Source organism: Ruegeria sp. CF1 (assembly GCF_056537445.1).
Map to the genome: position 1 here is coordinate 51,129 of NZ_JBQFRN010000006.1, position 17,133 is coordinate 68,261.

The following is a 17,133-nucleotide window of genomic DNA, read 5'->3' on the forward strand; positions in this document are numbered from 1 at the left end:
ATTCCGGTCGGGATTGCCAAGTCACGTTCCGGTCACTTCTGTGAAATGCACGGAAATCCCGGCTGATCCCTTGCCATTCCCCGGTTCACAGGGTCATTCTAGGGATATCCTATGGCGCAAGAGATATCTGCTGATGGACCTTACGGGAAAACTGTTGATTGCGATGCCCGGAATGGGCGACCCGCGATTCGAGCATTCGGTCGTCTATATCTGCAGCCATGGTGATGACGGCGCGATGGGATTGATCGTGAATAAGCCTTCGGACTTGCGGATCAAGACCTTGCTGGAACAGCTCAACATCCCGTGTCGGATACCCGTAATTGGCGAACGGCTGGTGCAGTTTGGCGGCCCGGTCGAGATGTCGCGTGGCTTTGTCCTGCATAGCGCAGATTACGAGGCGAATCTGCATTCAATGCAGATTTCCGAAGATTTCAGCATGACCGCAACGCTGGATGTGCTCGAGGATCTGGCCTCGGGCAAGGGGCCGCTGAATTCGATGCTGACTTTAGGTTATTCCGGCTGGGGGCCGGGTCAGTTGGAAGATGAGATCGCGATGAATGGTTGGTTAACGACTGATGCGTCGTCGAAACTGGTCTTTGATGTCCCTGATGACGAGAAATGGGAGGCGGCTTTGGCTACGCTTGGTGTTGATCCGCTGACCCTATCAGCCAGTGCAGGCCGCGCCTAATCGCGAGGGGCTGCTGCGCGGCGTAGACGGTCGTTGATGGCCGCACCTAATCCGTGATGGGGAATTGGTGATACGGCGATTGGCCGACCGGTATCGTTAAGTTTGTGAAGGGCGGCAAACAGGTTGGCGGCGGCCTCGGGCAAGTTGCTGGTGCTGGAGAGGTTCAGATCACAATCAACGGGGCCAAAACCCAGCAACACCTCGTCCCCCTGCCGTGACCGGGCGTTTAGCCGCACCGGCGCGTCCGGCGCGTAGTGGGATTGCAACTGCCCCGGCGCGGTAAGCAGATCGCCGGGTTGGTGGTGATGCAGTTCTGCCTTTAGAACCTCTTCGATTTGTTCCAATGCGACACCACCTGGACGCAACAAGGCAGGGGTGCCGGCCAGACCCACAATAGTGGACTCAAGCCCGACACCGCACGGCCCATCGTCCAGAGCTGCGGCTATGCGTCCCTCCAGCCCCGCTCGGACATGGGCCGCCGTCGTTGGGCTGATCTGACCAGAGGGGTTGGCCGATGGCGCTGCCACAGGACCGTCAAAAGCGGTCAGTAAAGCGTGCGCTGTGGGATGCGCAGGTACGCGAACGGCCAGAGTATCCAAGCCAGCTGTGACCAGCGACGAAATCCCGTGATCGGGGCGCAGAGGAAGAACCAGAGTTAACGGTCCGGGCCAGAAGGCATCAGCCAACAAATCAGCCTGATCGGTCCATTCGACGAAGCGTTTCGCGGTCTCGGTTGAGGCGACATGGGCGATCAGTGGGTTAAAACTGGGTCGCCCCTTGGCCTCATAGATCGCGGCCACAGCCTCGCCGTTTCGTGCATCGCCACCCAGTCCATAGACGGTCTCGGTCGGGAAAGCGACCAGCAGCCCCTGTCGCAACAGGTCAGCGGCCTTGGCGAGCCCGTCGGCGTTTGCTGGTAAGTCTTGAGTACCGAGAAGGGTCATGGATCGTGACGCCGCGTTTTGGTTGCTTGCAGTTCAGGTAACGGTAGGTAATCGTGCCAGCCCAGATGAATACCGGCGTGGGGCCGGGATTCCAACCCCACGCTGACAACTTGCCAGAACCAGAGGGAAACCATGCCCTATCGTGCCCCGATCTCAGACTATGAATTCCTGTTCCGCAACGTGATCGGCTTTGACCAGATCGCCGCGACCGAAAAGTTCTCGGAAGCCAGCGAGGATGTGGTCAGTGCCATTCTGACCGAAGCCGGGAAGATGTGCGAAGAGATCATGGCCCCGCTTCAACGCCCTGGTGATCTGGAACCCGCGCGGCTGGAGAACGGCGTGCTGCGGACCTCTCCGGGCTATGCCGAGGGCTGGAGGGCGATTGCCGAAGGCGGCTGGATCGGGATGAGCGGCGATCCCGAATATGGCGGTATGGGTCTGCCCATGACCATGACCACCGCCGTGAATGAGATGATGAGCGCGGCTTGCCTGTCGCTGCAACTGGCCCCCTTGATGACCCAAGGCCAGATCGAAGCGTTGGAGCATCACGCGAGTGATGAGCTGAAAGCGATCTATCTGCCCAAGATGATGGCGGGTGAGTGGTCGGGCACCATGAACCTGACCGAACCGCAGGCCGGATCGGATGTGGGCGCGCTGACCTCGAAGGCCGAAGACAATGGCGACGGCACCTATTCGGTGACCGGGCAGAAGATCTATATCTCTTGGGGCGACAACGACTTTGCCGAGAATGTCTGCCATCTTGTTCTGGCCCGCCTGCCAGACGGTGTTCCGGGAACCAAGGGGATTTCGCTGTTTCTGGTGCCGAAATACATACCCGACGAGAACGGCAACCCCGGCGTGGCCAATGACCTCAAGGTGGTCTCGCTGGAGCACAAGATGGGCCTGCACGGCTCGCCAACCTGCGTGATGCAATATGACGGGGCCAAGGGTTGGCTGGTCGGCAAGGAACATGGCGGCATGGCCGCGATGTTCACCATGATGAACAACGCGCGTTTGGGCGTTGGTGGCGAAGGTGTGGGTGTCGCCGAAGGAGCCTACCAGCATGCGCTGGCCTATGCGTTGGAGCGTAAGCAGGGCAAGACGCCCTCGGGCACCATCATCGACCACGCGGATGTACGGCGGATGCTGATGTCGATGCGCGCGGATGTGTTTGCGGCGCGGGCGATCATGCTGGCCAATGCAGCTGCAATCGACATGGCGCAGGCCACGGGTGAGGCCGATTGGGCGGCACGTGCGGCGCTGCTGACGCCGATCTGCAAGGCTTTTGGCACCGAGACCGGCATGCGCGTTTCCGAGACCGGCGTTCAAGTGCATGGTGGCATGGGCTTCATCGAAGAAACTGGTGCTGCACAATATTATCGCGATGTCCGTGTGACCGCGATCTACGAGGGCACCAATGGTATTCAGGCCATGGACCTCGTAGCGCGCAAGATGATGGATGGGGGTGAGGCGGCCTCGAACCTTCTGGATGAGATCGAGGATCAAGCTGAGAAGGCGCGCGCCACGATGCCTGAACTTGCTGGTCCTGTTTGGGAAGCTTCCGAGTCGCTGCGGGAAGCGACGGAGTGGCTCGTTGCTCAATCGGATATGAACAACCGGTTTGCTGGCGCGGCTTCGTATCTAAAAGCGTTCGCGCGGGTTCTGGGCGGGCATTACCATCTGTCAGCGGCGCTAGCCGATCCCGATGGACCGCGCGCCAAGTTGGCACGTTATTATATTAATGTGCTGCTGCCTGAACATACGGGCTTGCTTGCGCAGGCGCAGAACGGGGCGGATGACCTCTATGCCCTCAGCCCAGAGGAACTGGCGGTTTGATGGATGGCGAGGCTCCGCAAGTGATGCGATATCCGTGGGAGGAACCACCCGCTCCTGGCGAATGGGTCGAAGTTGCAGAAGGAGTTCTGTGGATTAGGCTGCCTTTGCCGATGGCGCTGGATCATGTGAATGTCTATGCACTTGATGATGGCGACGGCTGGACCATAGTCGACACAGGGCTTTCTTCAAAGAAAACACGGGGAATCTGGCAGGCCCTGATGGAAGGGCCATTGGCTGGCAAACCCGTCCGTCGCGTTGTCGTGACTCATCACCATCCTGACCATGTCGGCAATGCGGGCTGGTTCCAGTCCGAGCATGGTGCAGAACTGGTCACCAGTCGTACCGCATGGTTGTTCGCACGTATGCTGACGCTGGATGTGCAAGAGAATTGGCCGAAGGAAACGTTGGATTATTACCGCAGCGCGGGGATGGATCCGGACGTGCTGGCCGGTCGGATGGCCGAGCGTCCGTTCAACTTTGCCGACGCCGTGTACCCTATGCCGCTGGGATTTACCCGTGTCAAACAGGGCGACGTGATCCGCATGGGTGGCCGCGACTGGGATGTTCACATGGGCAACGGCCATGCGCCCGAGCATTGCACCTTCTGGAGCCGCGAGGACAATCTGGTGCTGACCGGCGATCAGATCCTCAGTTCGATCAGTTCCAACTTGGGCGTCTATGCCACCGAGCCGATGGCCGATCCGGTGGCCGACTGGTTGGAGGCGTGTGAACGCCTGCAACCGCTGGCCCGGCCCGATCATTTGGTTTTGGGCGGGCACAAACTGCCGTTCACCGGGTTGCCGATCCGCATGCGGCAGTTGATCGATAACCACCACGGCGCGCTGGAGCGTCTGCTGAACGATCTCGATCAACCCAAAACTGCCGCCGAGTGCTTTGCCCCGCTGTTCAAGCGCCAGATCAGGGGCGGGGAATACGGCCTCGCGCTGGTCGAGGCGGTTGCACATATGAACCATCTCTACCACATTGGAGCTGTCGCCCGGACGCGGCGCGCGGACGGAGCTTGGGAATATCAGCGCAAAGGGTAGAGCAATGGACAAGATCGAAACCTCAGCCGAGGCAGCGGAATCTGCGGCGTTGCCGCGGTGCTATGAGGTACACGCCAACCCTGAAACGGCATCGGGGAACAAGGATTTGCCCAAGCCATTGCAAAAGCCGGTCGAAAGCAAAAGCCCTGCTCAATGGGCCTATGAGCGGCTGATCATGTATATTCAGAATTTCGAGAAGACTCTGGATGGCGATCACGAGGTTGCCATGGGATTCACCGGTGGTGATGCCGGTGTAATGCGGATCGAGGGCATGGGCTATTTCGATCCGGATGTGATTACTTTCTATGGCTCGGACGGAGGCGGCGCCAAAACGCAGCTCGTCCAGCATGTCAGCCAGTTGAATGTGATGCTGCGTGCCTTGCCGAAATCGATCGAGGATAAACCAGCCAACCGCATTGGTTTCCGGCTGGCGGCTGATCTGGAAGAAAGCTGACGCCCACTCTTGCAATTCACACTTACGCAGCCTTGAATGGATAGACCATTCAGGAGGCAACCGCGTGACCAATTTCTCAGCCGTTACAACTGCCTACCGGGGCGCATGGTCGCGGCGGCGCGTGTTTGTGCCTGTTTATGTCGCCGTTCGGTTGCTGCTGGTTGCACTGATCGCTCCGGGCGTTGCCATCGCCGTCAATGTTGCTGTTTCATTGTCTGATCAATCGGCGCTGACGGATCAGGACATTGCGATGTTCCTGCTGTCACCAGCGGGCTTCATCGCTGCGGTTGTAGTTCTCAGCCTGTTCTTACTGGCCGAGGTCTTTGTCTTCTCGGTCATGGCCGGATCATTGCGGATGGGTGAGCGTGACCCTTGGCGCGCGGGCAGTGCTTCCATCCGGTTGATCCTGACGCGTTTACCTGCGCTTTTCGGCTTTGCCGCACGGTTCATTTTGCGTGTGCTGGTACTTGCGCTGCCTTTTGTCGCCGTGGCTGGCCTGATCGCCTGGTGGATGCTGACTGAATACGACATCAACTATTACCTCACCTTCCACCCGCCTTCATTCTGGGTCGCAGTGGTGCTGATCGGATTTGTGGTGCTGTGTCTGGCTTGGGTTCTGATCCGCAGGCTCTCGGCCTGGGCGCTGTCGCTGCATCTTGTATTATTTGAGGGCTGCAAACCCGCCGAAGCCTTTTCCACCAGCACGGATCGAATGGAAGGAAAACGCGGTCGCCTCAAGATCGAGCTCGGCCTTTGGCTTGCGATGCGTCTCGTGATCGCCGCACTGATTGCCTTTGTGGCCGGACTGTTGTTCGATCTGGTGCCGTTGCAGGAAAGCACGAACCTGCGCTTTGCGCTGATCCTCAGTATGATCGTAGCGGGCCTATGGTCGCTGGCTGGGCTTGTGCTTGCAGCCGTCGCTCTGGGAGCATTGGCGGTTCTGCTGGATGGGTTCTTCGACACACAAGGCCGAGAGGTCTCTCATCCCGAACCCGGCAACCTGCGCGCGCCGCTTTACGCTGTGGTCGGTGGCGCGGCAATCGCCCTGCTGATCGGGCTCTGGTCCGGGCAGGAGTTGCTGGTCCGCATTCAGGCCTCCGATCATGCGGATGTCATTGGTCATAGGGGTGCGGCGGCGATAAGGCCGGAAAATACCATGGCGGCAGTGTTGAAGGCTATCGAAGATGGCGCCGATTGGGTTGAGATCGACGTTCAGGAGACTGCGGATGGTGTGGTCATTATCGCGCATGACAGTGATTTCATGAAACTGGCGGGTGTGCCGCTCAAGGTCTGGGACGCAACCATTGAGGATATAGCCGAGATCGATATCGGCAGCTGGTTCGGCCCCGAATATGCTTCGGAACGGACGCCCACGCTGCGGGATGTTCTGGAAGCTGCGAAGGGCAAATCCAAGGTCATCATCGAGCTGAAATACTATGGCCATGACGTCGACCTGGAAAACCGAGTTGCCACGATTGTCGAGGAGCTGGATATGCAGGATGACATCGCCACCATGTCATTGAAATATCCGGCCGTGCAGAAGATGAAAGCGCTGCGCCCCGATTGGCGGGCAGGCGTTCTGGCCGCGACCGCGATAGGCGATCTTTCAGGGCTTGAGGGCGATTTCGTGGCCGTAAACGCAGCAACGGTGTCACCGGGTCTGATCCGCTCGGTCCATGAGGCGGGCAAGGACATCTATGTATGGACGGTGAATGACCCGTTGCAGATGTCGGCGATGGCATCGATGGGGGTTGACGGGCTGATCACTGACCGCCCGGCCATGGCCCGCGAAGTGCTGCGTGTTCGTGCCGAGATGGGACCGGGCGAACGTCTGATGCTATGGTTGGCGACGACATTCGGATTGTCCATTGATACTGCTGAGATGCGTGATGCGGAACCATAGACTGGCCGCCCTTCTGGTCTGTTGCGCGCTGCCTGCAGGTGCGCAGGACCTGATGCGTAGCGTGGAAATGCCCGCTCACCGGGCTTTGTCCGACACGATAAAAGGCACTGAACTGACCCCCTTTGAAACGGATGGCTGTTCGGGTGGATTATCGTCCAGCTGGCGTCTGGTCGCCGAGACCTTTCCGAAGTTCAGCCTGCTTTATGAAGAACACCCGCCATGGGAGTACTGCTGCGTTACCCACGATCGCGCCTATTACAATGCAGGCGGCGCATCGCAGGCCGATGACAGCTTTGACGCCCGGCTCGCTGCCGATGACGCGCTGCGCACCTGTGTCAAAACCCACGGCGAAAGCCACGCTGATGAATACGCCGAACGTTATGACATGACGCCGGATCAGATCCGCTCGGTTCATTCGATCACCTCCGAGGCGATGTTTCTGGCCGTGCGTTTTGGGGGCGGTCCCTGCAGCGGGTTGCCCTGGCGCTGGGGGTTTGGTTATCCAGGCTGCACGATTTTTGGACCAACTGCGCGCGAATGACGTCGTGACAGGCCCTGAGTTTTGCATTATCCAACATTTCAAATACGCGAATTGGGATTCTAATAAACATGGCTGATCACAAGCACGGCGAGATGGACATCACTGTTCAAACCAAAACCTTCGACGGGTTCGTCAAATTCACCACGTGGTGCGTGGTGGCTATTGTACTCCTTTGTCTGTTCCTGGCTGTCTTTGCGGCCTAAACAGCATCCGAGGCGCATCTCTTGTTTAGAATTCTGATTGCCTGCCTGTTGGCGGTGACCGTTGCAGGTTGCGCCGGATCGCAGCGCCCGCAGGCTGATCCCTCGGAAATCGTGGCCCGATCCTATCGTGATCCGGGGCCATCGACGCTGACGCTTTATACGATGATCAGCACACGCACCGGGTCGGGGGCACACACGTCGCTGATGATCAGCGGCAGCGAGCGGGTCATATTTGACCCTGCCGGATCGTTCCGGGCGGATGTGGTGCCGATCAAGAATGATGTCCTTTATGGCATCACGCCAAATGTCGAGCGCGCCTATCGTAGCAGTCATGCGCGCGAGACGCATTATGCCCGTATTCAGACGATCGAAGTGACGCCACAGCAGGCCGAGATCGCGCTGCAATTGGCCAAGCAAATGGGCCCGGTTTCGCAGGCTTTTTGTGCAAATTCGACCTCGCAATTGCTGCAACAGGTCCCGGGGTTCGAGCAAATCAAAACAACATTCTACCCGGTGAAGCTATCCGATCAGTTTGGTCAGATTCCAGGCGTTGTCACCATGGACTATCGTGAGAATGACTCGGCTGATCTGCAGCAGGGGCTGGCGGAAAACAATGCGCGCCTCAATCAGCTTGAAGCGGTCTCAACCAACTAGGTACAGCAGACCGTAAAGCGTGGCGGCCCCTGAAAAGATGGCCGCTATGACGTTCTTCGTCACAATTCCCACCGTCAACGCAACTGCCGCAGCCGCCATGCGCGGCATATCCGGTTGTCCTTCGGTGGCCGTGGGCCAGACTACCAAAGGTGCGATCAGGGCAGGCAGAATCGCCACTGCTGTGTATCTCAGGTGCCGCAGAAGCCAGGGTGGCATCGGGCGGTCGCCAACCAGCCCGATAAAGGTAAAGCGCAGAAGGTAGCTGCCTATCGCCAGACCTACGATGATGATCCACATGGTTGTCGGGTTGATCTGCGTCATGACTTTTTTCGCTCTAACATCAATTCAGCCTGCGCACCTGCCATCATCCCGGCTATCCCTGCGATCAACAGTCCAAGATTGAACGGCACTGCCACGCACAGCAGGGCGACAACAATCGCCACCAGCGCGGCTACAACATGCGCCATGGTGCGCATCATTGGTCCGATCATGGACAAGAACGTGATCGGCAGCGCAAAATCCAGAGCCCAGCTTTCCGGAATCTGTGCCCCCAGAACAGCACCCAGATAAGTGGCGAGTATCCAAAGCGGCGTGATCGGCGTGACCGAGCCGACAAAGTACGCCATGCGCTGAGGCACGGACATATCCGGTTCTTTCTCGAATCGGACAATCGAACAGGCGTAAGACTGATCAACAATAAGATAGGCTCCAAGGGCCCGTTGCCACAGCGGAGCCGCCCCCAGATAAGGGGTCAGTGAAGCCGAATACATGGCCACCCGCAGGTTCACAGCCAGGGCCGAGATCAGAACGATAACCGTTGGTGTATTGTCCTGCAGCAATTGCAATGCGGTGAACTGAGCAGCGCCGGCAAACACCGTGGCGGAAAAGGCCATCGTCTGGATGATATCCAGCCCTGCTTCTGTGGCAAAAACACCAAACAGAAGGCCAAAGGGCATGGCGACGAAGATAAACGGCGTCCCGTCGCGAAAACCTTTCCAGAAGTATGACTTGGATGTGGCAGAGGCCATGGCTAAATCCTATGGTGACGCGAGCAGCAGTAGCCGTCTTGGGAAGGGGTTGCAATTGGCCACGGAGATCGACCTGTCAGACTACCTCATTGCGCCCGATCCGGGGGCTGCCCGCCTGACGCGCGGTGTCGAGGGTGTGGACCAGAATGGTGAGATCAGTCAGATCTCGGTGGTCGAGGAACGCCCGCTGACCATTTTCCTCAACTCACAGGAAATCGTGACGGCAATGACCATCGGCGACTATCCCGAATACCTTGCGCTCGGGTTTCTGCGTAATCAGGGGATGCTGCTTGCAGATGATGAAATTACTCGGGTCGACTATGACGACGATCTGGAAACCGTGGTCGTGCGTACCGCGCGTGAGACCTCATACGAGGACAAGCTGAAGAAGAAGACCCGCACCAGCGGTTGCGCAGTAGGCACTGTGTTCGGAGACATGATGGAGGGGCTAGAGGACGTGCGCCTGCCACAGGTCTCGTTGCGCACCTCGTGGCTGTATGAGTTGGCGTCGAAGATCAACCGCACCCCGTCTCTGTACCTCGAGGCGGGTGCCATCCATGGCACGGTGCTTTGTCATGAAAGCCACCCGTTGGTTTATATGGAAGACGTGGGCCGCCATAACGCGGTCGACAAGATCGCAGGCTGGATGCTCTCCGAGGGTGCGACTGCGTCTGACAAGATCCTCTATACGACCGGTCGTTTGACTTCGGAAATGGTGATCAAAACGGCAATGATGGGCATCCCTGTTCTCGCTTCGCGATCGGGATTCACCGCCTGGGGTGTCGAGATCGCGCGCGAGGTCGGTTTGACTCTGATCGGCCGGATGCGCGGGCAGCGGTTCGTGTGTTTGTCGGGCGAAGACCGATTGGTGCGCGATGTTGATCCGTCGAGCGTGGCGATTGAGGACAAAAAACATCGCAGGAAAAGTGCCGATGGCTGAACAGTCGCAAAAACCGCTGGGGGTTATTCTGGCAGGCGGCCTCGCAACGCGAATGGGAGGCGGCGATAAAGGGCTATTGCAGATCGGCGGGCAGAGCCTGCTGGATCGGGTGATAGACAGGCTGCGCCCTCAGGTCGGCGGGCTGGCTTTGAACGCCAACGGCGATGCCGAACGGTTTGCTCGCTTGAACTTACCGGTTGTTTCGGACTCGATCGAGGGCTTTGCAGGGCCGCTGGCCGGTGTTTTGGCCGGGCTTGATTGGGCCGCTGAACAGGGCGCGCACTCTATCGTGACGGTTGCGGCGGATACTCCGTTCTTTCCGCATGATCTTGTGGCGCAACTGGTGAACGCATCCAAAGGGCAGAAATACCCCCTTGTTCTGGCAACCACCCCGCGCACGAGTGACGAGGCATTAAAATCCGGCGGCGGCAAGCGGATCAATCGGCACCCGACCTTTGGGCTCTGGCCGGTGGCATTGCGCGATGATCTGAGGGAGGCGTTGAACGCTGGATTGCGCAAGGTTGTCCTGTGGACTGACCAGCATGATGGGCGAGAGGCGCTGTTTTCGGCCCAGCCGTTTGATCCGTTCTTCAACGTCAACACTCCCGATGATCTGGCCCGCGCTGAAACCTTGTTGGAGCAGGTATGAGGGTCTACGGCGTCACCGGTTGGAAAAACGCGGGCAAAACCGGCCTAGTGGAACGGCTGGTGGCTGAAATCACCGGACGTGGGTATACCGTTTCCACCGTTAAACATGCGCATCATTCCGTCGACGTCGACCAGCCGGGTACCGACAGCCAGCGGCATCGCGCGGCGGGTGCGTCCGAAGTGCTGTTGGCATCCGGCCAGCGGATCGCACTGATGCAGGAGTTGCGTGGTGCGCCCGAGCCGAAGCTGGACATCTTGCTGTCGCGGTTGTCTCCTGTCGATCTGGTGTTAATCGAAGGCTTCAAACGCGAGCGTCACCCCAAGATCGAAGCGTTTCGCGCTGAACCCGGAAATCCGCTGATCGCCACGGATGATGAGACGGTTCGCGCGGTTGCAAGTGATACGCCTTTGGAATTGGATTGCCCGGTGTTTTATCTGGATGATACGGCGGCCATTGCAGATTTCATCATGGAAGAGGTCGGATTATGAGCACGCCGGATATCTCACCTCCGCCCTTGCGCAATGATTGTTTCGCCTTGCCTGCAGGGGTGAACTGGACACCCGTTGATGAGGCTCTGGCGCTTTTGCGAGACAGATTGTCGGTGGTAGCTGGGGTTGAAAACGTGCCCGTGATGCGGGCGGCGGGCCGAGTTCTGGCGGTGGACGTGTCGGCCAAACGATCAAACCCGCCTCAGCCCAACACCGCTGTCGATGGGTACGGATTTGCCGGTCCGGTGCCGGATGGACCCTGTGTCATGCCTTTGGTAGAGGGCCGGGCGGCTGCGGGTGTACCCTTTGACGGTGAGGTCCCAGAGGGCCATGCGATACGCATTCTTACCGGAGCTGCACTGCCAAAGGGTGTTAATACGGTCATATTGGAAGAGGATGTGACCTTTGATCATGGGCACATTGCATTCCGAGGTCCGTTGAAACAGGGCGCGAACACGCGAAAGGCAGGCGAAGACGTGGTTGAAGGCGCGCTGACCTTGCCAGTTGGGCGGCGTTTAACACCAACGGATCTGGCGCTTTTGTCGGCGGTTGGTCTGGCTGAGGTTTCCGTCCGCAAGGTTTTACGCGTCGGAGTGCTATCGACCGGGGATGAGTTGGTCGAGCCGGGTGACAGCGCCGGACTGGGGCAGATTTATGATGCCAATCGTCCGATGCTGCTGTCACTGGCCGAGCGGATTGGATTCAAATCGGTTGATCTTGGGCGCGCCGAGGATGATCGCGCGGCGCTGAAACAGCATTTGGATCGCGCGGCTCAGCAAGTGGATGTAATCCTGACCAGTGGCGGGGCCTCCGCCGGCGATGAAGATCACGTCTCGGCATTGTTGCGAGAGGCCGGGGCGATGCAGGAATGGCGCATCGCACTAAAACCCGGGCGGCCTTTGGCGCTGGGCATGTGGGATCAGACGCCGGTGTTTGGCTTGCCGGGCAATCCGGTGGCAGCACTGGTTTGCACGTTGATCTTTGCCTGCCCGGCACTGAACGTGCTGGCCGGTGCAGGCTGGCAAGAGCCGCAAGGCTTCGACGTGCCCGCCGCGTTCAAAAAGCACAAGAAACCGGGTCGTCGGGAATACCTGCGGGCGCGCATCCGTGAAGGACAGGCCGAGGTATTCCATTCGGAAGGATCTGGCCGGATCAGCGGGCTGAGCTGGGCCGAAGGCTTGGTCGAAATCGAGGACGGTGCCCGCGATATCAAGCCCGGCGATCTGGTGAGGTTCATACCCTACGGGAGTTTTGGGCTTTAATCGAACGTCCCTGCGACACGCCCCACCAGCATGAAGGCACGCGCTGTGCGGGTTTCGCTCAGGGCTGTAAGCTCGGCATCGCTGGCATTAGGTTCGAACTCGACGATCATATGGTCAAAGCGGCGCAGGAAATGGTGTGCGGCATCGCGAAAGATCGGATCCTGTTTCATCCGCGCCGCAGTCAGCGCCAGTGACGAACGGTCTCGAATGCCACCCAAGGCAGCCACCGACCGCCCGCGCGCGCCTTGGGCAAATTGCCGCCAGACTTCGGGTCGCGCCATATCGGGGCGCAGGTCATCCATATAGATGCCTTCCTGGCTGAGAAGGGTCAGAACATCTTGTGAGGCCTGCACAAGTTTCGAGGTCTTGCGATCTTTCAATGCAAGCCGCAGCGCGTTAAATCCCTCGGCATCGCTTTGCGTTTCGGGGAAGTTCAGGGCGCGGATAAAGATGTCGGTGGGCAACGGGGGCGCCATTTCTTCCGCTGAGGTGCCAAGTTCCAACGAAGTCTGATTGGCCATGTCCGGCGCGGGCCTTTGGGTGCGCCCGGGTTCACCGCGATTGGTCGAGAATGTCGCCAGCGCGCTCTCGGTCTTTTTTGCGCTTTCGGCGATTTCATCCAGTTTCTTGCCGACCGTCGGCTCATACGTGCTGGCCGCGCGTTGTTGCTGTACGACATAGCTGTTGCGGATCGCATCGATGGCTGTCTGCAGGCGGGCGCTTTCTTCGCGCATTACGCGGCTGGCGCGCATCGCGAGGGCTGCGACCCAGATCATTGCGACCGGCATGAACACCGCCAGGAAGGTGACGATGAACCCTCCTTGTTGCCCGCCGGGCAGTACCAGAAACACGACCGACACCACCAGCCAGATCAGGCTGAGAACAACTGCTGCGATCTCGATCTCGGTGACCGAACGGTGCGCCGGACGGTCGTAGATACCCAGCGAGGTGGGTTTCTCAGGTTCTTGCTCAGGTTCAGACCCTGACATGACAAACGCTCCGGTCAGGCGTATTCGATACTCAGAACTTCATAAGAGCGCACGCCTCCGGGGGTGCGGACCTCGACACTGTCGCCTTCTTCTTTGCCAATCAGGGCGCGGGCGATGGGGGATTTGATGTTCAGAAGGCCCGCTTCGATATTGGCCTCATACTCACCTACGATCTGCCAGGTCTTTTCTTCGTCGGTATCTTCATCCACCAACGTGACCTTCGCGCCGAACTTGATGGCCCCTGACAGTTTGGCCGGATCAATGACATCTGCCAGCGACAGGATGCCTTCAAGCTCTTTGATGCGGCCTTCGATAAAGCCCTGCTTTTCGCGCGCCGAGTGGTATTCGGCGTTTTCTTTCAGGTCGCCCAGTTCGCGGGCTGAGGCAATCGCCTCGATGATCGCCGGGCGCTCGACGGATTTCAGATTCTTCAGCTCTGCCTCGAGCGCGGCATTGCCCGAAGGCGTCATGGGGATCTTTTCCATTGTCTTGTCGTCCACGCAGAAATTGTTACGCCCCGCCGCACAATAGCGTCGGGGCGAAGGATGGGTTGGCAATTACCTGACCCAAATGAGGCGTGAATTGCAAGAGGGGAGGTGTGCGTTGTCAGTAAACTCGCAACTTAGCGCCGCCGTTCCGGGGGGCGGGTGCGTCTGTGGCGCTTTCCCAACAATTCTCCACTTCGCCAACGGCTGGCTTCGTGCCCAAGCCACAGCATCTCAATCATACTGAACCACTTCGAATTCGATGCCATTGTCATCTTCGAAATAGAACCGCTTGCCTGGCTCATAGTCTGCGTGGTTGTGCGGTTCAAATCCCGCTTTGCGGACCTTTTCCTCGGTGGCGTCGATATCCTCGACCAGCACACCTACATGGTTCAAGCCGCCCACGAAATCATAGCTGTTTTCGCCTGATGGCTTGGGATCGCCGGGGGCGTAGAGTGCCAGATAGGTATGTGGGCTGCCCACATGCACCGTATAGCCACCGGCAATGGCAGGGCCTTCCCAGCGTGTTTTCCAGTCGAAGACTTTCTGCATCCACGCCGCAGATGCCTTTGGGTCGCGGACCGTGAAATTAGTATGTTCCAGCGTCGCCATCATGGGATTCTCCTTCCAATTTGAGGCTTGTCCCGACTCACTGTAATTTCTAAACCTAACTTTAGGTCAAGAGATTTCTTTGGGAGGATGTAATGGTTGTTTCGGAAGGTCTGGCGATTGGAGCATTGGCCCGGCGCACTGGGTTGGCAGTGTCGGCGATCCGATACTACGAGGCGCAAGGTTTGATATCTCCATGGCGTAACGCGGGTGGGCAGCGGCGTTATCAGCGCGCCGATATCCGACGGCTAAGCTTTGTGATGATCGCGCAGCAATTCGGTCTGACTTTGCCCGAGATCCGCGAGGTATTGTCGGGCTTGCCAGGAAACCGCACACCGACGCCTCAGGACTGGAAGAGTATCAGCGAACGGCTGCGCACGCATCTGGATCAGCGAATCGATACGCTGATGCGACTGCGCGACAATCTGGATGGATGTATTGGTTGCGGCTGCCTCAGCCTGCCGAAATGCAAGCTTTACAACCCCGATGACAGGGCCAAATCCCATGGTAGCGGTCCCAGATACCTTATGGGGGACGCACCCGAAGCCTGAAGTGTCGAATAGCGGCGTTGTTACGCCGTGTTTCGATTGACCAAAGTCTTTATCACCATGTAATCAGCCGTGAAACAATATTGCGCCGACCGCATGAAGAAAGCGCCAATTCGGAAAGTTAGCTAAGGAGCCCGCGATGGCCGAGATTGAACGCGAAGCGATGGAATATGACGTGGTGATCGTGGGTGCTGGCCCTGCGGGCCTGTCTGCGGCCATCCGTCTGAAACAGCTGGATGCCGACCTGAACGTCGTGGTTCTAGAGAAGGGTTCGGAAGTGGGTGCGCATATCCTGTCGGGTGCGGTGCTGGACCCTTGTGGTCTGGATGCTCTGATCCCCGATTGGAAGGAAAAGGGTGCCCCGCTGAACGTGCCTGTGCATGAAGACAATTTCTACATGCTGGGCGAGGCTGGCAAGATTCGCATCCCCAATTTCCCGATGCCGCCGCTGATGAACAACCACGGCAACTACATCGTCTCGATGGGCAATGTCTGCCGCTGGATGGCCGAACAGGCCGAAGAGCTGGGCGTCGAAATCTTCCCCGGCATGGCCTGTTCCGAGCTGGTCTACGGTGAGAACGGTGAAGTCAAAGGCGTTGTAGCCGGTGTATTTGGTCTGGAGCCAGACGGATCCTACGGCCCCAACACCGAGCCGGGCATGGAACTGCATGGCAAATATGTCTTCCTGTCGGAAGGCGTGCGCGGCTCACTGTCCAAGGAAGTCATCGCCAAATACGACCTGTCTGCCGGTAAAGAGCCGCAGAAATACGGCGTCGGCATGAAAGAGATCTGGGAGATCGACCCGGCCAAGCACAAAGAAGGCAGCGTCACGCACACCATGGGCTGGCCGCTGGGCAGCAACGCGGGAGGTGGGTCGTTCATCTATCACCTTGAAAACAATCAGGTATATGTCGGCTTTGTGGTTCACCTGAACTACAAAAACCCGCACCTGTACCCCTACATGGAATTCCAGCGCTTCAAGCACCACCCGATGGTGGCTGACCTGCTTAAGGGCGGCAAGCGTGTGGCTTATGGTGCCCGCGCGATCACCGAGGGTGGCTACCAGTCGATGCCGAAACTGGTCGCACCGGGTGTTGCGCTGTTGGGTTGCTCGGCGGGCATGGTCAACGTGCCGCGCATCAAGGGCAACCACAACGCGATGCTGTCAGGCAAGGCCGCGGCCGAAGCCGCCTATGATGCCATCAAGGCCGAGCGTTCGGGTGATGAGCTGACCGCTTATGAGGCCGACGTTCGCGATGGTGCAATCGGCTCGGATCTGAAGAAGGTGCGCAATGTCAAACCGCTGTGGTCGAAATACGGCCTGACCGCCAGCCTGGTACTGGGCGGTATGGACATGTGGACCAACACGCTGGGCTTCTCGCTGTTGGGCACGCTGGGCCACGGCAAGAACGACGCGGAATCGACCGAAGATGCCAGCAAGCATCAACCCATCGACTATCCGAAACCCGATGGCACACTGTCCTTTGACCGCCTGACGAACGTATCGTTTGCGGCCACCAATCACGAGGAAAGCCAGCCTTGTCATCTGAAACTGGCCGACCCGGACATCCCGGTTAAGGTCAACCTGCCCAAATTCGACGAGCCGGCACAGCGTTACTGCCCCGCAGGCGTCTATGAGATGGTCGAGGATGAAGACGGGCCGCGATTCGTGATCAACTTCCAGAACTGTGTTCACTGCAAGACCTGTGACATCAAGGATCCCAGCCAGAACATCACCTGGACTACACCGCAGGGCGGCGACGGGCCGAACTACCCCAATATGTAGGCAAGAACACGGGCGTTGGCAGGGTCGTGAAGGCTCTGCCATTGCCTCTCGCCCAGCAAAGCCCTAGCTTGTCGGTCAGT

Annotated in this window: 20 protein-coding genes; 14 read left to right on the forward strand and 6 right to left on the reverse strand. The window is 58.6% G+C overall.

The features are described from left to right. Positions 1 to 133: 133 nt before the first annotated feature. Positions 134 to 688 carry a YqgE/AlgH family protein gene (locus ACRZ96_RS12255; protein WP_170395693.1) on the forward strand — a complete coding sequence of 185 codons (555 nt, stop codon included), beginning with the start codon at positions 134 to 136 and terminating at the stop codon, positions 686 to 688. Here ACRZ96_RS12255 and ACRZ96_RS12260 read toward each other — a convergent pair. Beyond that, positions 685 to 1,632 carry an L-threonylcarbamoyladenylate synthase gene (locus tag ACRZ96_RS12260; protein WP_480814687.1) on the reverse strand — a complete coding sequence of 316 codons (948 nt, stop codon included), beginning with the start codon at positions 1,630 to 1,632 and terminating at the stop codon, positions 685 to 687. The two genes, ACRZ96_RS12255 and ACRZ96_RS12260, sit on opposite strands and share 4 nt — an antisense overlap. A gap of 132 nt (positions 1,633 to 1,764) precedes the next feature. Here ACRZ96_RS12260 and ACRZ96_RS12265 point away from each other — a divergent pair, with 132 nt between their 5' ends. The 7 genes from ACRZ96_RS12265 (at position 1,765) to ACRZ96_RS12295 (ending at position 8,269) form a co-directional block, all read left to right on the forward strand. Further along, positions 1,765 to 3,468, forward strand: coding sequence for an acyl-CoA dehydrogenase family protein (locus tag ACRZ96_RS12265; RefSeq protein WP_480814688.1), 1,704 nt, complete (start codon positions 1,765 to 1,767; stop codon positions 3,466 to 3,468). Then, positions 3,468 to 4,514 (forward strand): MBL fold metallo-hydrolase, encoded by a 1,047-nt coding sequence (locus ACRZ96_RS12270; protein WP_170423666.1) that lies wholly within the window; start codon positions 3,468 to 3,470, stop codon positions 4,512 to 4,514. Before ACRZ96_RS12265 ends, ACRZ96_RS12270 begins: the two co-directional genes overlap by 1 nt. Before the next feature lie 4 nt (positions 4,515 to 4,518). Beyond that, the gene (locus tag ACRZ96_RS12275) at positions 4,519 to 4,968 is read left to right on the forward strand and encodes a DUF6173 family protein (protein ID WP_170736722.1); all 450 of its coding nucleotides are present in this window, start codon (positions 4,519 to 4,521) and stop codon (positions 4,966 to 4,968) included. Positions 4,969 to 5,032: 64 nt separating this feature from the next. Next, positions 5,033 to 6,871 (forward strand): glycerophosphodiester phosphodiesterase family protein, encoded by a 1,839-nt coding sequence (locus ACRZ96_RS12280; RefSeq protein WP_480814689.1) that lies wholly within the window; start codon positions 5,033 to 5,035, stop codon positions 6,869 to 6,871. Next, a complete protein-coding gene (locus ACRZ96_RS12285; protein ID WP_480707089.1) occupies positions 6,858 to 7,412 on the forward strand; it encodes a hypothetical protein in 555 nt (184 codons plus the stop codon). The genes ACRZ96_RS12280 and ACRZ96_RS12285 overlap by 14 nt, the downstream gene beginning before the upstream one ends. A 68-nt stretch (positions 7,413 to 7,480) precedes the next feature. After that, positions 7,481 to 7,615: an aa3-type cytochrome c oxidase subunit IV gene (locus tag ACRZ96_RS12290; RefSeq protein WP_480707091.1), complete on the forward strand. Its 135-nt coding sequence runs from the start codon at positions 7,481 to 7,483 to the stop codon at positions 7,613 to 7,615. 21 nt (positions 7,616 to 7,636) lie between these two features. Further along, the gene (locus tag ACRZ96_RS12295) at positions 7,637 to 8,269 is read left to right on the forward strand and encodes a hypothetical protein (RefSeq protein WP_480707093.1); all 633 of its coding nucleotides are present in this window, start codon (positions 7,637 to 7,639) and stop codon (positions 8,267 to 8,269) included. Here the strand turns inward: ACRZ96_RS12295 and ACRZ96_RS12300 are convergent. Both ACRZ96_RS12300 and ACRZ96_RS12305 read right to left on the reverse strand, forming a co-directional pair. After that, positions 8,258 to 8,590, reverse strand: coding sequence for an AzlD domain-containing protein (locus ACRZ96_RS12300; protein WP_480707095.1), 333 nt, complete (start codon positions 8,588 to 8,590; stop codon positions 8,258 to 8,260). The genes ACRZ96_RS12295 and ACRZ96_RS12300 overlap by 12 nt on opposite strands. Next, a complete protein-coding gene (locus ACRZ96_RS12305) occupies positions 8,587 to 9,297 on the reverse strand; it encodes an AzlC family ABC transporter permease (protein ID WP_170423672.1) in 711 nt (236 codons plus the stop codon). Before ACRZ96_RS12305 ends, ACRZ96_RS12300 begins: the two co-directional genes overlap by 4 nt. Between ACRZ96_RS12305 and ACRZ96_RS12310 the strand changes: the two genes are divergently transcribed. Genes ACRZ96_RS12310 through ACRZ96_RS12325 form a run of 4 tightly spaced genes read left to right on the forward strand, consistent with a single transcriptional unit; the run spans position 9,296 to position 12,636 of the window. After that, positions 9,296 to 10,237, forward strand: coding sequence for a formate dehydrogenase accessory sulfurtransferase FdhD (locus tag ACRZ96_RS12310; protein ID WP_480772013.1), 942 nt, complete (start codon positions 9,296 to 9,298; stop codon positions 10,235 to 10,237). The two genes, ACRZ96_RS12305 and ACRZ96_RS12310, sit on opposite strands and share 2 nt — an antisense overlap. Continuing rightward, positions 10,230 to 10,886, forward strand: a complete 657-nt coding sequence (mobA, locus tag ACRZ96_RS12315; RefSeq protein ID WP_480772014.1) for a molybdenum cofactor guanylyltransferase MobA — start codon at positions 10,230 to 10,232, stop codon at positions 10,884 to 10,886. The genes ACRZ96_RS12310 and mobA overlap by 8 nt, the downstream gene beginning before the upstream one ends. Beyond that, a complete protein-coding gene (gene mobB / locus ACRZ96_RS12320; RefSeq protein ID WP_480772015.1) occupies positions 10,883 to 11,374 on the forward strand; it encodes a molybdopterin-guanine dinucleotide biosynthesis protein B in 492 nt (163 codons plus the stop codon). Before mobA ends, mobB begins: the two co-directional genes overlap by 4 nt. Next, positions 11,371 to 12,636: a molybdenum cofactor synthesis domain-containing protein gene (locus ACRZ96_RS12325; RefSeq protein ID WP_480772016.1), complete on the forward strand. Its 1,266-nt coding sequence runs from the start codon at positions 11,371 to 11,373 to the stop codon at positions 12,634 to 12,636. The genes mobB and ACRZ96_RS12325 overlap by 4 nt, the downstream gene beginning before the upstream one ends. Here ACRZ96_RS12325 and ACRZ96_RS12330 read toward each other — a convergent pair. The 3 genes from ACRZ96_RS12330 to ACRZ96_RS12340 all read right to left on the reverse strand — a co-directional run bounded on the left by ACRZ96_RS12330 (position 12,633) and on the right by ACRZ96_RS12340 (position 14,725). Beyond that, positions 12,633 to 13,625 (reverse strand): hypothetical protein, encoded by a 993-nt coding sequence (locus ACRZ96_RS12330; RefSeq protein WP_170395720.1) that lies wholly within the window; start codon positions 13,623 to 13,625, stop codon positions 12,633 to 12,635. The genes ACRZ96_RS12325 and ACRZ96_RS12330 overlap by 4 nt on opposite strands. A gap of 14 nt (positions 13,626 to 13,639) precedes the next feature. Beyond that, positions 13,640 to 14,110, reverse strand: a complete 471-nt coding sequence (greA, locus tag ACRZ96_RS12335) for a transcription elongation factor GreA (RefSeq protein ID WP_170395722.1) — start codon at positions 14,108 to 14,110, stop codon at positions 13,640 to 13,642. 234 nt (positions 14,111 to 14,344) lie between these two features. Next, positions 14,345 to 14,725 (reverse strand): VOC family protein, encoded by a 381-nt coding sequence (locus tag ACRZ96_RS12340; protein WP_170408363.1) that lies wholly within the window; start codon positions 14,723 to 14,725, stop codon positions 14,345 to 14,347. An 89-nt stretch (positions 14,726 to 14,814) separates the two neighbouring features. Here ACRZ96_RS12340 and soxR point away from each other — a divergent pair, with 89 nt between their 5' ends. Both soxR and ACRZ96_RS12350 read left to right on the forward strand, forming a co-directional pair. Then, positions 14,815 to 15,270 carry a redox-sensitive transcriptional activator SoxR gene (gene soxR / locus ACRZ96_RS12345; RefSeq protein WP_170395726.1) on the forward strand — a complete coding sequence of 152 codons (456 nt, stop codon included), beginning with the start codon at positions 14,815 to 14,817 and terminating at the stop codon, positions 15,268 to 15,270. Positions 15,271 to 15,406: 136 nt separating this feature from the next. Next, positions 15,407 to 17,053, forward strand: a complete 1,647-nt coding sequence (locus tag ACRZ96_RS12350; protein WP_170626187.1) for an electron transfer flavoprotein-ubiquinone oxidoreductase — start codon at positions 15,407 to 15,409, stop codon at positions 17,051 to 17,053. Positions 17,054 to 17,133 lie beyond the last annotated feature (80 nt).